The organism is Cupriavidus sp. 2KB_3, assembly GCF_052115685.1.
Taxonomy (GTDB): domain Bacteria; phylum Pseudomonadota; class Gammaproteobacteria; order Burkholderiales; family Burkholderiaceae; genus Cupriavidus; species Cupriavidus campinensis.
Map to the genome: position 1 here is coordinate 1 of NZ_JBFRHD010000029.1, position 12,650 is coordinate 12,650.

At 68.7% G+C, this 12,650-nt stretch carries 13 protein-coding genes; 9 read left to right on the forward strand and 4 right to left on the reverse strand.

Annotation, left to right across the window (positions count from 1 at the left end; all coding sequences use genetic code 11):
• From AB4120_RS25010 to AB4120_RS25050, 9 genes are all read left to right on the forward strand, one after another.
• Window positions 1–117: IS3 family transposase (locus AB4120_RS25010; RefSeq protein ID WP_441641843.1), on the forward strand; the 117-nt coding region annotated here is incomplete at its 5' end.
• A 499-nt stretch (window positions 118–616) separates the two neighbouring features.
• Window positions 617–1,582: a glycine--tRNA ligase subunit alpha gene (gene glyQ, locus AB4120_RS25015; RefSeq protein ID WP_149136684.1), complete on the forward strand. Its 966-nt coding sequence runs from the start codon at window positions 617–619 to the stop codon at window positions 1,580–1,582.
• Window positions 1,583–1,605: 23 nt separating this feature from the next.
• On the forward strand, window positions 1,606–2,229 hold the full coding sequence (locus AB4120_RS25020; RefSeq protein WP_149137584.1) for a hypothetical protein: 624 nt from the start codon (window positions 1,606–1,608) through the stop codon (window positions 2,227–2,229).
• Window positions 2,230–2,264: 35 nt separating this feature from the next.
• Entirely contained in the window at window positions 2,265–4,388 is a 2,124-nt protein-coding gene (glyS, locus tag AB4120_RS25025; protein WP_149136685.1) for a glycine--tRNA ligase subunit beta, read from the forward strand.
• A 13-nt stretch (window positions 4,389–4,401) separates the two neighbouring features.
• Window positions 4,402–4,998, forward strand: coding sequence for a D-glycero-beta-D-manno-heptose 1,7-bisphosphate 7-phosphatase (gene gmhB / locus AB4120_RS25030; RefSeq protein WP_149136686.1), 597 nt, complete (start codon window positions 4,402–4,404; stop codon window positions 4,996–4,998).
• Window positions 4,999–5,013: 15 nt separating this feature from the next.
• A complete protein-coding gene (locus AB4120_RS25035) occupies window positions 5,014–5,775 on the forward strand; it encodes a lysophospholipid acyltransferase family protein (RefSeq protein ID WP_149136687.1) in 762 nt (253 codons plus the stop codon).
• Window positions 5,772–6,644, forward strand: coding sequence for a M48 family metallopeptidase (locus AB4120_RS25040; protein ID WP_149136688.1), 873 nt, complete (start codon window positions 5,772–5,774; stop codon window positions 6,642–6,644). Before AB4120_RS25035 ends, AB4120_RS25040 begins: the two co-directional genes overlap by 4 nt.
• A 92-nt stretch (window positions 6,645–6,736) precedes the next feature.
• Window positions 6,737–7,144, forward strand: coding sequence for a lactoylglutathione lyase (gene gloA / locus AB4120_RS25045; RefSeq protein WP_092291943.1), 408 nt, complete (start codon window positions 6,737–6,739; stop codon window positions 7,142–7,144).
• A gap of 9 nt (window positions 7,145–7,153) precedes the next feature.
• A complete protein-coding gene (locus tag AB4120_RS25050) occupies window positions 7,154–8,056 on the forward strand; it encodes a DMT family transporter (RefSeq protein WP_149136689.1) in 903 nt (300 codons plus the stop codon).
• Between the two features lie 49 nt (window positions 8,057–8,105).
• On the opposite strand, the gene trpS is transcribed toward AB4120_RS25050, so the two are convergent.
• The 4 genes from trpS to AB4120_RS25070 all read right to left on the reverse strand — a co-directional run bounded on the left by trpS (window position 8,106) and on the right by AB4120_RS25070 (window position 12,645).
• Window positions 8,106–9,143, reverse strand: coding sequence for a tryptophan--tRNA ligase (gene trpS, locus AB4120_RS25055; protein WP_441642986.1), 1,038 nt, complete (start codon window positions 9,141–9,143; stop codon window positions 8,106–8,108).
• 62 nt (window positions 9,144–9,205) lie between these two features.
• Window positions 9,206–10,048 carry a 16S rRNA (adenine(1518)-N(6)/adenine(1519)-N(6))-dimethyltransferase RsmA gene (gene rsmA / locus AB4120_RS25060; RefSeq protein WP_149136691.1) on the reverse strand — a complete coding sequence of 281 codons (843 nt, stop codon included), beginning with the start codon at window positions 10,046–10,048 and terminating at the stop codon, window positions 9,206–9,208.
• An 18-nt stretch (window positions 10,049–10,066) separates the two neighbouring features.
• Complete coding sequence (gene pdxA / locus AB4120_RS25065) at window positions 10,067–11,122, reverse strand: 4-hydroxythreonine-4-phosphate dehydrogenase PdxA (protein ID WP_149136692.1); 1,056 nt, start codon at window positions 11,120–11,122, stop codon at window positions 10,067–10,069.
• A gap of 44 nt (window positions 11,123–11,166) precedes the next feature.
• Window positions 11,167–12,645 carry a peptidylprolyl isomerase gene (locus AB4120_RS25070; RefSeq protein WP_149136693.1) on the reverse strand — a complete coding sequence of 493 codons (1,479 nt, stop codon included), beginning with the start codon at window positions 12,643–12,645 and terminating at the stop codon, window positions 11,167–11,169.
• Window positions 12,646–12,650: the final 5 nt, after the last annotated feature.

Genomic DNA, 12,650 nt, shown 5'->3' on the forward strand with positions numbered 1-12,650 from the left:
CAGTTGCGTCGTGGCATAGCCGAATACATCCGGTACTACAATCACGACCGCATCAAGCTCAAGCTAAAAGGGCTGAGTCCTGTGCAATACAGGACCCAGCCCTTGGCCGCGGCCTAACTTACCCGTCCAACTTTAGGGGGTCAGTTCAGCTGGGCCCGTTTTCTTTACGGCCCGGGGCGGATCAGCCCAGGACCGAGGTCGCTACCGATACCGCAGCTGCGGCGGCCATCACGGCCAGGGCGACAATATATGGCTTGCGAGAAAGCAGCGTCATGACCAATCCCCAAAAGTTATCGTTGCCCGGACACCTTTTGTGAGCGGTTGTCCCCCTGAGGAGGCTGCCCGGGAGCCGCGCGCTTTGAAGCGGCTGCGTAGTTCTACTGTATACAAAAATAGTATCGGCACCTATCGGCGGGTTCTGAATGGCGTGTCAGGATTTACCCGACCCGTTGCGAAAGCCCGACACCGCCGCCGGGGCCCGTTTCGTGACACAACGTACGGGATTGCCCCCTGTTCCGGTCGGCTTGTGGCCAAAACCCGATAGAATTCAGGGTTTGGCAATCCTGGCACGAGACCGCTCGTGCACTTGCCGACGGCTTTCTTTTTTCGTCTTCCTATGCTGACCTTCCAACAAATGATTCTTACCCTGCAGGCCTACTGGGACCGGCAGGGTTGCGCGTTGCTGCAACCGATCGATCTGGAGGTCGGCGCCGGGACGTCGCATGTGCACACGTTCCTGCGCGCGATCGGCCCCGAGCCCTGGCGCGCGGCCTACGTGCAGCCGTCGCGGCGCCCCAAGGATGGCCGCTATGGCGAGAACCCGAACCGCCTGCAGCACTACTACCAGTACCAGGTGGTGCTGAAGCCCGCGCCCGAGAACATCCTCGACCTGTACCTGGGCTCGCTGGAGGCGCTGGGGCTGGACCTCAAGCAGAACGACATCCGCTTCGTCGAGGACGACTGGGAGAACCCCACGCTCGGCGCCTGGGGCCTGGGCTGGGAAGTCTGGCTCAACGGCATGGAAGTGACCCAGTTCACCTACTTCCAGCAGGTGGGCGGCATCGACTGCAAGCCGATCACCGGCGAGATCACCTACGGCATCGAACGGCTGGCGATGTACCTCCAGAAGGTGGAGAACGTCTATGACCTGGTCTGGACCGAGTGGGTCGAGAACGGCGAGACGCGCCGCCTGACCTATGGCGACGTCTATCACCAGAACGAGGTGGAGCAGTCCACCTACAACTTCGAGCACAGCAACACCGAGATCCTGTTCCGCCATTTCTCCGAGCACGAGGGCGAGGCCCGCCGGCTGATGGGCGAGGTGGGTGACAGCCGCGGCGAGACCACCGAAGACGGCCAGAAGAAGGATTCCGGCGTGCGTCTGGCGCTGCCGGCCTACGAACAGGTGCTCAAGGCAGCACACACCTTCAACCTGCTCGACGCCCGGGGCGCGATTTCCGTGACCGAGCGCGCGGCCTACATCGGCCGGATCCGCAATCTGTCGCGTCAGGTGGCGCAGGCCTACTACGACTCGCGCGAAGCGCTCGGCTTCCCGATGTGCGGCAACGGGGCCCGCGCATGACCTCGCGCGTGCGCGGCGCACGCATGCCCGCCGCGCCGGGCTTCCTGACGCTGCTGGCGGCACTGGTGTCGCTGGGCGGGCTGCTGGCGGCGTCCGGCGCCGCGCAGGCAGCCGCCCGCGCGGCCGCCACCCCGGTGCCGCAGGCGCTGTACCTGCCGGCCGACCTCACCAATATCTGCGAGGCCGACCCGCAGGCGCTCCAGCAGGCTATCGCCCGGCACTGGACGCCGTCGCTGGCGAGCATCGACCAGTGGACGCAGCTGGTGCGCTCGTTCTCGTGCGACCTGTCCGGCTCGCGCGACCTCGGCTGGCACCGCGTGCCGCTGCGCACCTACGAGAGCGCCATCCGCTACCCGCTGCAGTGGGCCACGTGGGAAGAGCGCAACGGCCGCTCGCGCCGCACCGTCCGCAATTATTATTCAGCGGCGCAGTTGCCGCAGAAGATCGATTTCTGGGTGGGCGGACGGATCGACGAGATCCGCTATGACCGCCGCCAGCAGCGCATCGACGCACGCTTCCCGGCCGCCGGCGCCCGTGGCGCCTCCGGCGTGGTGGCGCAGTGCGCCTACACCACGCTGCAATTCCGCCAGCAGAACGGCCTGTGGCTGCTGTCTGGCGTGGAACCCAATCTCGCGCCGCGCTGCTGACAGCGCGCGCCTTTCATACCCGTTGGATACGATTCATGTCGCAACCCATGACCGATTCGCTGCTGATCGAACTGTTCACCGAAGAGCTGCCGCCCAAGGCGCTCGCCCGCCTGGGCGATGCCTTCGCGCAAGGCCTGACTGACGGCCTGCGCGCGCGCGACCTACTCGAGGCCGGCGCCAGCGTGACCCCGTTCGCCACGCCGCGCCGCCTGGCCGCACTGGTGACCGGCGTGCGCCGCGGCGCCCCCGACCGCGAGCAGCGCGAGAAGGTCCTGCCCGTCTCCGTGGCGCTGGACGCCAACGGCGCCCCCACCGCCCCGCTCGGCAAGAAGCTGGCCGCGCTGGCCAAGTCCGTCGGCGTGGCCGAGATCGACTGGCAGACGCTGGAACGCGCCTCCGACGGCAAGGCCGAGGCGCTGTTCTACCGCTACACCGCCAAGGGGGCCACGCTGGCCGACGGCCTCCAGGCCGCGCTGGACGAGGCCCTAGGCAAGCTGCCGATTCCAAAGCTGATGAGCTACCAGCGCCCGGACGGCACCACGGTGCACTTCGTGCGCCCCGCGCACAGCCTGATCGCGCTGTTCGGCGCCGAGATCGTGCCGGTGTCCGTGCTCGGCCTGGCGGCCAGCAATGTCACGCAGGGCCACCGGTTCCTGTCGGCGGGCAGCATCGAGATCCCGCACGCGGCGGAGTACGCCACGCTGCTGGAGAACAAGGGCCGCGTGGTGGCGGGCTATGCCGACCGCCGCGAGCGCATCCGCACCGCCCTGCTCAAGGCAGCCGGCGCCGACCAGGTAGTCATGCCGGACGCGCTGCTGGACGAAGTGAATTCGCTGGTCGAATGGCCAGTGGTCTATCCCTGCCACTTCGAGGAAGCCTTCCTGGCCGTGCCGCAGGAATGCCTGATCCTGACCATGCAGACCAACCAGAAGTACTTCGCGCTGACCGACGCTGCCGGCCACCTGCGCAACCGCTTCCTGATCGTGTCGAACCTGGCCACCGAGACGCCCGAGTCGATCATCACCGGCAACGAGCGCGTGGTGCGTCCGCGCCTGGCGGACGCCAAGTTCTTCTTCGACCAGGATCGCAAGAAGACGCTGGCCTCGCGCGTGGCGCAGCTCGGCAATGTGGTCTATCACAACAAGATCGGCAGCCAGCTGGACCGCGTGCAGCGCCTGCAGCAGATCGCCGGCCATATTGCCGACGCGATGAACGCCCACGGCGTGGCCGTGGACAAGGCCGCCGCCATGCGCGGCGCCGAACTGGCCAAGGCCGACCTGCTGACCGACATGGTCGGCGAGTTCCCCGAACTCCAGGGCACGATGGGCACCTACTACGCGCGTCATGACGACGAGGCCGACGAGGTGGCGCTGGCGTGCTCGGAACACTATCGCCCGCGCTTTGCCGGCGACGCGCTGCCCGAGGGTGCCGTCAGCACCGCCGTGGCGCTGGCCGACAAGCTAGAGACGCTGGTCGGCATCTGGGGCATCGGCCTCCAGCCCACCGGCGAGAAGGACCCGTTCGCGCTGCGCCGCCACGCGCTGGGCATCCTGCGCATGCTGATCGAGCGTCCGCTGGCGGTGCCGCTGGACACCCTGCTGGCGCTGACCGAGCAGGCGTTCGCGGGCATCGCCGCCGTCAAGCCGGCGCGCGAGGCCATCACCGATTTCCTGTTCGACCGCGTGCGCGGCTACCTCAAGGACAAGGGCTACACCACCAACGAGGTGGAAGCCGTGGTGAGCCTGCGCCCGCAGCAGCTGCATGACGTGCTGGGCCGCATGGAAGCCGTGCGCACCTTCGCCGCGCTGCCCGAGGCCGAGGCGCTGGCCGCCGCCAACAAGCGCATCACCAACATCCTGCGCAAGACCGACGAAGCCATCGGCACCGTCGACACGGCGCTGTTCCAGGAAGACGCCGAGGGCGCGCTGCACGCCGCCATCGAACGCGTGCGCCCGGGCGTGGAAGCGGCCTTCGCCAGCGGCGACTTCACCGGCGCGCTGCGTGACCTGGCCCACCTCCGCGACGCCGTGGACCGCTTCTTCAACGACGTGATGGTGATGGCCGAGGACGCGCGCCTGCGCGCAAACCGGCTTGCGCTGCTGGCCACGCTGCACACGCTGGCCAACCGCGTGGCGGACATCTCCAAGCTGGCCGCCTGACCGGAGCCCTGCGATGCCACAGTCCCAGCCCCGCTTTGTGATCCTCGACCGCGACGGCGTGGTCAACCTCGACAGCGACCACTTCATCAAGACGCCCGACGAATGGGTGCCGATCGCGGGCAGCCTGGAGGCCATCGCCGCGCTGAACCAGGCCGGCTACCGCGTGGTGATCGCGAGCAACCAGTCCGGCATCGGGCGCGGCCTGTTCGAGATGAGCGCGCTGAATGCCATGCACGAGAAGCTGTACAAGGGGCTGGCCAACCTGGGCGGGCGCGTGGAGGCGGTGTTCTTCTGCCCGCACACGGCCGCCGACAACTGCGACTGCCGCAAGCCCAAGTCGGGCCTGTTCGAGCAGATTGGCGAGCGCTTCGGCCTGGAGCTGCGCGGCGTGCCCGTGGTGGGCGACTCCCTGCGCGACCTCGAAGCCGGCGTGGCGGTTGGCTGCATCCCCCATCTGGTCCTGACCGGCAAGGGCGTGAAGACGCGCGACAAGGGCACGCTGCCCGCTGGCACGCGCATCCACGACGACCTGGCCGCGTTCGCCCGCTGGCTGATTGCCGGCGACGGCGCCCACAAGGCGTCTTCGTCACCCGCGCCCAGCGCCCCCTGAATTCCGGCCACACTGATGACCTTTATCCGTTCCCTGCTGTTCGCGCTGTACCTGATCGTGCTCACGCCGCCCTACGCGTGCGCCTGCTTCATCGCCTTCCCGTTCATGAACGCCGACCGGCGCTTCCGCTTCGTGCGCGGCTGGCCCCTGCTGGTGATCTGGGCCGCCCGGCTGATCTGCGGCATCCGCTACCGCATCGAGGGCATGGAGCGCATGCACGCCATGCTCGACAAGCCCGTGGTGCTGCTCTCCAAGCACCAGTCCGCCTGGGAAACCGTGGCCTACGTGGCGCTGATGCCCAAGCCGTTGTGCTTCGTGTTCAAGCGCGAGCTGCTGTTCGTGCCGTTCTTCGGCTGGGCGCTGGGCATGCTCAAGATGGTCCACATCAACCGCAAGGAAGGCACGCGCGCGTTCGCCTCGGCCGCGCGCCAGGGCCGCGAGCGGCTCTCCGAGGGCGCCTGGATCATCATGTTCCCTGAAGGCACGCGCACGCGCGCCGGCCAGGAGAACCCGCGCTACAAGAGCGGCGGCGCCCGGCTGGCCGTGGAGACCGGCGCCTGGGTGATCCCGATGGCGGTCAACTCCGGCCGCGTCTGGCCGCGTAACTCCTTCCTGAAGTACCCCGGCCTGATCACGATCTCGATCGGCATGCCGATCCCGTCGGCCAACAAGACCGCCGACGTGCTGAACCAGGAAGTGGAAGCATGGATCGAGGCCGAGATGCGCCGGATCGATCCCGAGAGCTATCGCCGCAACGCCAGCGAAGCCGCCGCATGAAGCTGCTGCGTCCCACTCCCGACAACCCCGGCGCGCAGCTCGAACTGCCGCTCGCGGAGGCTGCCCCGCCCGCATCGCCGTCGGATGCCGCGCTGCTGGCGCCCTCGCTGGACACGCCCCCGGCCGACACCTGGCCGCCCGCCCCGCCCAACGGCCGCACGCTGCACGTGGGCGAGCGCATGCTCCACTACTCGCTCAAGCGCTCGTCGCGGCGCACCATCGGCTTTACGGTGGATGACCGCGGGCTGTCGATCACGGCGCCGCGCTGGGTCACGCTCACCGATATCGAGTCCGCCATCCTCGAAAAGCAGCGCTGGATCTTCAACAAGCTGGGCGAGTGGCGCCACCGCGAGGCCCGCCGCGTGCTGCCCACGGTGCAATGGCGCGAGGGCGCGAGCCTGCCGTTCCTGGGCAAGCCGATCACGCTCCAGCTCGATTCGCCGGCCGGCGCGCTGCTGTTCAACGCCGACACGCGCGTGCTGCACCTGGCCCTGCCCACGCATGCCGACGAGCAGCAGATCAAGGACCGCGTGCAGGGCTGGCTCCAGCACCAGGCGCGCCGCCTGCTGGTGGAGCGGCTGGAGATCTACGCCGACAAGCTCGGTGTGCGCCACACCGGCTTCGCGCTGACCTCGGCCGCCACGCGCTGGGGCAGCTGCACCGCCGACGGCAAGATCCGCCTGAACTGGCGGCTCATGCATTTCCCGCTGTCGATGATCGACTACGTGGCCGCGCACGAACTGGCGCACCTCAAGGAAATGAACCACGGCCCGCGTTTCTGGGAGACCGTGGAATCGATCTTTCCCGAGTTCCGCGACGCCCGCGCCCAGCTGCGCGCGCATCCGCCCGAGCTGCTGCCGACGTTCTGACGCCCGGCGAGACGGGGAGCCGCCGGCGAGGCCGCGCCATCCGGACTAAAATACGGCCTCGCCATCCTACGAATTCCAGAAAGGGGCTCCCCATGCGACTCCTCCACACCATGCTCCGCGTTGGCGACTACCAGCGCTCCATCGACTTCTACACGCGCGTGCTCGGCATGCAGCTGCTGCGCGAGAGCGACAACCCCGAATACAAGTACCGCCTGGCGTTCGTCGGCTACGGCCCCGAGAGCGAGACGGCCGTGCTGGAGTTGACCTACAACTACGGCGTGGACCAGTACGACCTGGGCACCGCCTACGGCCACATCGCGCTGGAAACCCCGGACGCGGCGGCGGCCTGCGAGCGCATCCGCGCAGCGGGCGGCAAGGTCACGCGCGAGGCCGGTCCGGTCAAGGGCGGCACCACGGTGATCGCCTTCGTCGAGGACCCGGACGGCTACAAGATCGAGCTGATCGAGCGGCATTCGACGCGCGACGCGTCGCGCCCGTAAGCCGGCGCGATGAGCACGCAAGCCCTGCGGCGCCCGCTGGACGGCACGGCCATCGGCCTGATGGTGTTGCTGTGCGCCGCCTGGGGCCTGCAACAGGTGGTGATCAAGGTGACGGCGCCGCTGATGGGCGCCGTGCTCCAGGCCGGCGTGCGCTCGGCGATTGCGGCGCTGCTGGTGTTCGCCTTCGCGTCCTGGCGCGGCACGCCGCTGTGGCAGCGCGACGGCACGCTGCGCCCGGGGCTGGTGGCCGGGCTGCTGTTCGGCGCCGAATTCTTCTGCATCTTCGTCGGGCTGGGCCACACCACCGCCTCGCGCATGGCCGTGTTTCTCTACACCGCGCCGATCTTCACCGCGCTGGGCCTGCATCTCTTCGTGCCGGGCGAGCACCTGCGCCGCGGCCAGTGGCTGGGCGTGGTGATGGCGTTCTGCGGCATGGTACTGGCCTTTGTCGACGGCATTGCGGCCACCTCGGCGCACGCCAGCACGCTGCTCGGCGACGCGCTGGGCGTGGTAGCCGGCGCGCTCTGGGCGGCCACGACCATCGTCGTGCGCGCCAGTTCGCTCTCCAGCGCCCCGGCCAGCAAGACGCTGCTGTACCAGCTGGCGGTCTCGGCGGTGCTGCTGCTGGCGATGGCGCTCGCGGCGGGTCAGGCCGGGCGGGTGGAAGTCAACGGGATGGTGGTGGCGAGTCTGTTCTACCAGTCGGTGCTGATCGCGTTTGCGAGCTACCTGACCTGGTTCTGGCTGCTCAGGCAGTACCTGGCGTCGCGGCTGTCGGTGTTCTCGTTCCTGACACCGCTGTTCGGCGTGGCCTTCGGGGTGCTGCTGATGCACGACGCCGTGGGACTGCGCTTCGGCGCGGCGGCGGTGCTGGTGCTGCTGGGGATCGTGCTGGTGAACCGGAAGGGGTGAGGCGCCAGCAGGCACCCGGCCTGATGCCCGGCGCCTGCCTTCGAACGACTTAGCGTGGGAACGAGAACATGCCCAGCGCGTCGCGCACCTGGTCCAGCGTCTGCTGGGTCAGTTCGCGCGCTTCGGCGGTGCCCTTGCGCAGGATCTCGAACACGTAGCCCGGGTCCTTGGCCAGTGCTTCGCGACGCTCGCGGATCGGCCGCAGCATCTCCTGCAGGATGCCTTCCACACGGCGCTTGAGCACCATGTCGCCCAGGCCGCCACGGCGATAGTGGTCCTTCAGCTCGGCCACTTCCTCCACGTTCGGGTCGAACGCGTCGAGGTAGGTGAACACGACATTGCCCTCCACCTGGCCCGGATCGGACACCTTCAGGTGGTTCGGGTCGGTGTACATGCGGTGCACCGCTTCCTTGATCTGCTCGGGCGAGGCGCCCAGCGGAATCGCGTTGCCCATCGACTTGCTCATCTTGGCCTTGCCATCGACCCCCGGCAGGCGGCCATGCTTGGGGATCAGCGCGGCGGCCTCGGGCAGCACGTCGCGGCCCACCTGATGGTTGATGCGGCGCACGATCTCGTTGGTCTGCTCGATCAGCGGCGCCTGATCCTCGCCCACCGGCACCAGCACGGCCTTGAAGCCGGTGATGTCCGCGGCCTGCGAGGCCGGATAGCACAGGAAGCCGGCCGGGATGTCGCGGCCAAACCCGCGCGCCTGGATCTCTTCCTTGATCGTCGGGTTGCGCTCGAGCCGTGCCACCGTGACGAAATTCAGATACATCAGCGTCAGTTCGGCCAGCGCGGGCAGGTGGGACTGCACCGTGATCGTGGTCTTGGCCGGGTCGATGCCGACGGCCAGGTAGTCCAGCGCCACCTCCAGCACGTTGCGGCGCACCTTGTCCGGATCGTGCGCGTTGTCGGTCATGGCCTGCGTGTCCGCCAGCAGCACGTACTGCTTGTGCGAGTCCTGCAGGGCGACGCGGCTCTTGAGGGAGCCGACGAAATGGCCCAGGTGCAGCGGGCCGGTGGGACGGTCACCGGTCAGGATGACGGGACGCGGGTCGGTTTTCGCGGTTGGCGTGTTGGCGGTCATAAGCGTCGCTGGAACTTCGAGATATTCGGAAAATTCGGAAAATTCGGAAAACTGCGGGGGATTCAGGCCACGCCGCGCGCGCCCGGCGCGGCGCTGTCGCCGACGGTGCACGCCAGCTCGACATACTCGGCCACGGGCACTTCCTCGGCGCGGCGGCCGAGGTCAAAGCCGAGCTTGTCGAAGTCCACCTGGTCGCGCAGGAACGAGAGCGTATTGCGCAGCACCTTGCGGCGCTGCGAAAACGCGGCAGTCACCACGTCGCCGAGCACGCCCGCGTCACAGGGGCGGTAAGGCGAGCGCAGCCGGCCATCCTCGCCGCGCGGCCACGGGATCATGCGCACCACGGCGGAATCGACCTTGGGCGGCGGATTGAACGATCCAGGTGGCACATCTAGCACATGCTCCATGTGATAGCGCACCTGGAGCATGATCGACAGCCGCCCGAAGGCCTTGCTGCCCGGCTCCGCCACCATGCGCTCCACCACTTCCTTCTGGAGCATGAAGTGCTGGTCGCGCACCTGGTCCGCGTAGTCCATCAGGTGGAACAGCAGCGGGCTGGAAATGTTGTACGGCAGGTTGCCGACGATGCGCAGCGGGCGGCCGGCCTCGTGCAGCTTGCCGAAGTCGAACGCCAGGGCGTCGCCGGCATGCACGATCAGCCGGTCGTTGTAGCGGCGGCGCAGGCGGTCCACGAGATCGCGGTCCAGCTCCACCACCTGCATCTGCGGCAGGCGCTCGAGCAGCGGGTCGGTCAGCGCGCCGAGGCCCGGGCCGATCTCGACCACGATGTCATTTGGTTGCGGATCGATCGCGCCGACGATGCCGTGGATGATGCCGTCGTCGACCAGAAAGTTCTGTCCGAATCGTTTGCGGGCCACATGGCCCTGGTGCACGTTTGAACGCATGGTGTCTGCGGCTGGCCGTCAGCGGGTGGCGGGCCACACGCCGGCATTGCCGTCGTGATGGCGCCCGTTGGCGTGGCCAGCCATGGTAATGGCACTGCGGATGGCCTCGATCATGCTGCCGTGCTCGGCGCGGCCGGTGCCGGCCAGGTCGAGCGCGGTGCCGTGGTCCACCGAGGTGCGGATAAAGGGCAGGCCCAGCGTGATGTTCACGCCGTGCCCGAAGGTACCGTACTTGAGCGGCGCCAGTCCCTGGTCATGGTACATCGCCAGCACGCAGTCCGCGTCGCGCAGATGGCGCGGCTGGAACAGCGTGTCGGCCGGATAAGGGCCGCGGGCGTCGATGCCGGCATCGCAGGCCTGGGCCAGCGCGGGGGCAATCACGTCGATTTCCTCGCGCCCCATGTGGCCGCTCTCGCCCGCGTGCGGGTTGAGGCCCGTCACCAGGATGCGCGGCCGGGCGATGCCGAAGTGGCGGCGCAGGTCGGTATCGACGATGGTCAGCGTCTCCACCAGCATCGGGATGTCGAGTGCGTCCGGCACCGCGCGCAGCGGCAGGTGGGTAGTGGCCAGCGCCACGCGCAGCATGGCGTTGTCGTGGGCGGGCTGCGGCCCGGCCAGCATCATCACCACGCGCGGCACGGCGGCGCGCTCGGCCAGGTATTCGGTGTGGCCGGTGAACGGCACGCCCGCGTCGTTGATCGTGCTCTTTTGCACCGGCGCGGTGATCATCGCCGCGTATTTGCCGGCCTGCAGGCCGTCGACGGCGGCATCGAGCAGCGCCAGCACGTAGCGGCCGTTGCGGGCGTCGAGCCTGCCCGGCTCGCTCTGCACGCCGAGCGGCACATCCTCCACCACCACCCCGCCCTCCCCGATCTGGCGCGCCCAGGCATGCCCGACGCCCAGCGCCGCGGCCCGGCTGGCCAGCAGACGGGCATCCCCCAGCACATGGAAGCGGTAGTGCCCGTTGCGGTTGCCATTGCTGCCGGCAAGCTGCAGCAGCGCCCCGATCGTGATGTCGGGGCCGATGCCGGCAGGTTCTCCGGTGGTGATGGCTAGCGCAAGCGGGTCGGGCATGGATGGGCGGTGGGGTCGGGGGCGGTGCCGGCGGTTTCCGCGGATCAGCGCTGGCGGTTGATGCGGTATTCCACGTACGCCGCGCTGCGAAGCTGGCGCACCCAGTCATCATAGGCTGCGCGCAGCTTCTGCTCCCGGACTTCCGCACGGGCGAAGTCGCGCTGCTTCTCCGCCGACACCTCGGTCTCGCGGCGATCCATCACCTGGATCAGGTGCACGCCGAACTGGGTGACCACGGGTTCGGAGATCTCGCCCGGACGCAGCCGGTTCATGGCCTGCTCGAACTCGGGCACCAGCTCGCCCGACGAGACCCATCCCAGGTCGCCGCCCTGCTGGGCCGAGCCGTCCTGCGAGAAGCGCCGCGCGAAGTCGGCAAAGTCGCCGCCGTGCGTGAGGCGGTCACGCATCGTCATCATCTGGCGACGTGCCTCGGCCTCGGGCATGTTCGGGCCGGTGCGCACGAGGATGTGGCGCACCTGGGTCTGCGTGATGCGCTCGCTGGCCTGCGGCTGGCCGGCAGCCGGCGCGGCGCGCTTGGCGGTCAGGCGGATCACGTGGAAGCCGTTGGCCGACTCCACCACCTCGGGCACCAGCGCGCCGGGCTGGAGGTCCACCACGGCGTTGGCAAGCAGCGCCGGCAGGCGGCCGATCTCGCGGAAACCGAGCGCGCCGCCCTGCGCCGCTTCGGGCGCTTCCGAGTTGGCCTTGGCCAGCGCGGCGAAGTCCGCCCCGCCCTGTGCCTGCTTCAGCAGGCCCTCGGCCTTGGTCTTCAGCTCGGCCTTCTGGGCGTCGGACGCGTTCTCGGGCACGCGGATCAGGATCTGGGCCACGTTGTACTCGGTCGGGCCGGCCGGCGCGGCGCCGCCCTTGCGCGCGGCGAGGTAATTGTCGATCTCGCCGTCGTAGACCTGCACCTTGGAGTCGACCTCGCGCTCGCGCAGGCGAATCACCTGCACCTGCTTGCGGAGTTCGTCACGATACTTGGTCCAGCTCATGCCGCTGGCTTCCACGCGGCTGCGCAGCTCGGTGGCGGACAGCTTGTTCTGCTGCGCCACCGACTCGATGGCGCGGTCCACTTCCTGGTCCGTCACGCGGATGCCGGCGTCCTGCGCGGCCTGCGTCTGCACGCGCTCCATCACCAGGCGTTCGAGCACTTCGCCGAGCAGGTCCGCACGCGGCGGCACCTCGCGCTGCGCGGCGCGCAGCTGGCTCTCGATCTCGTCGGCACGGTCCAGCAGCTCGCGCCGCGTGATCACGCTGTTGTTGACCACCGCCACCACTTCATCGACAAGCTGCGAGCGCTTCTGGCCCGGCTGCGGCACGCCCATCTGCGGCTGGCTCGGCGGCGCGGCGGTTTGCTGGCCAGACTGCGGCAGGAAGATGCCCGAGGTGCGGCCACCCGGCGCCTTGAGCTGGGCCACCGCCGGCGCGGCAAGCGTGGCGAGCATCACGGACAGCAGCAGGTGCTGGCAGGCGTTCTGGCGATTCATGCGGGACAGCGCGTTAAGAGCTCGACGTTTCATCTTGG

Bases quoted from the DNA above. Each gene is read 5' to 3' on its own strand.
- glyQ (WP_149136684.1), top strand. From the start codon at position 617: ATGCTGACCTTCCAACAAATGATTCTTACCCTGCAGGCCTACTGGGAC.
- AB4120_RS25020 (WP_149137584.1), top strand. From the start codon at position 1,606: ATGCCCGCCGCGCCGGGCTTCCTGACGCTGCTGGCGGCACTGGTGTCG.
- glyS (WP_149136685.1), top strand. From the start codon at position 2,265: ATGTCGCAACCCATGACCGATTCGCTGCTGATCGAACTGTTCACCGAA.
- gmhB (WP_149136686.1), top strand. From the start codon at position 4,402: ATGCCACAGTCCCAGCCCCGCTTTGTGATCCTCGACCGCGACGGCGTG.
- AB4120_RS25035 (WP_149136687.1), top strand. From the start codon at position 5,014: ATGACCTTTATCCGTTCCCTGCTGTTCGCGCTGTACCTGATCGTGCTC.
- AB4120_RS25040 (WP_149136688.1), top strand. From the start codon at position 5,772: ATGAAGCTGCTGCGTCCCACTCCCGACAACCCCGGCGCGCAGCTCGAA.
- gloA (WP_092291943.1), top strand. From the start codon at position 6,737: ATGCGACTCCTCCACACCATGCTCCGCGTTGGCGACTACCAGCGCTCC.
- AB4120_RS25050 (WP_149136689.1), top strand. From the start codon at position 7,154: ATGAGCACGCAAGCCCTGCGGCGCCCGCTGGACGGCACGGCCATCGGC.
- trpS (WP_441642986.1), bottom strand. From the start codon at position 9,143: ATGACCGCCAACACGCCAACCGCGAAAACCGACCCGCGTCCCGTCATC.
- rsmA (WP_149136691.1), bottom strand. From the start codon at position 10,048: ATGCGTTCAAACGTGCACCAGGGCCATGTGGCCCGCAAACGATTCGGA.
- pdxA (WP_149136692.1), bottom strand. From the start codon at position 11,122: ATGCCCGACCCGCTTGCGCTAGCCATCACCACCGGAGAACCTGCCGGC.
- AB4120_RS25070 (WP_149136693.1), bottom strand. From the start codon at position 12,645: ATGAAACGTCGAGCTCTTAACGCGCTGTCCCGCATGAATCGCCAGAAC.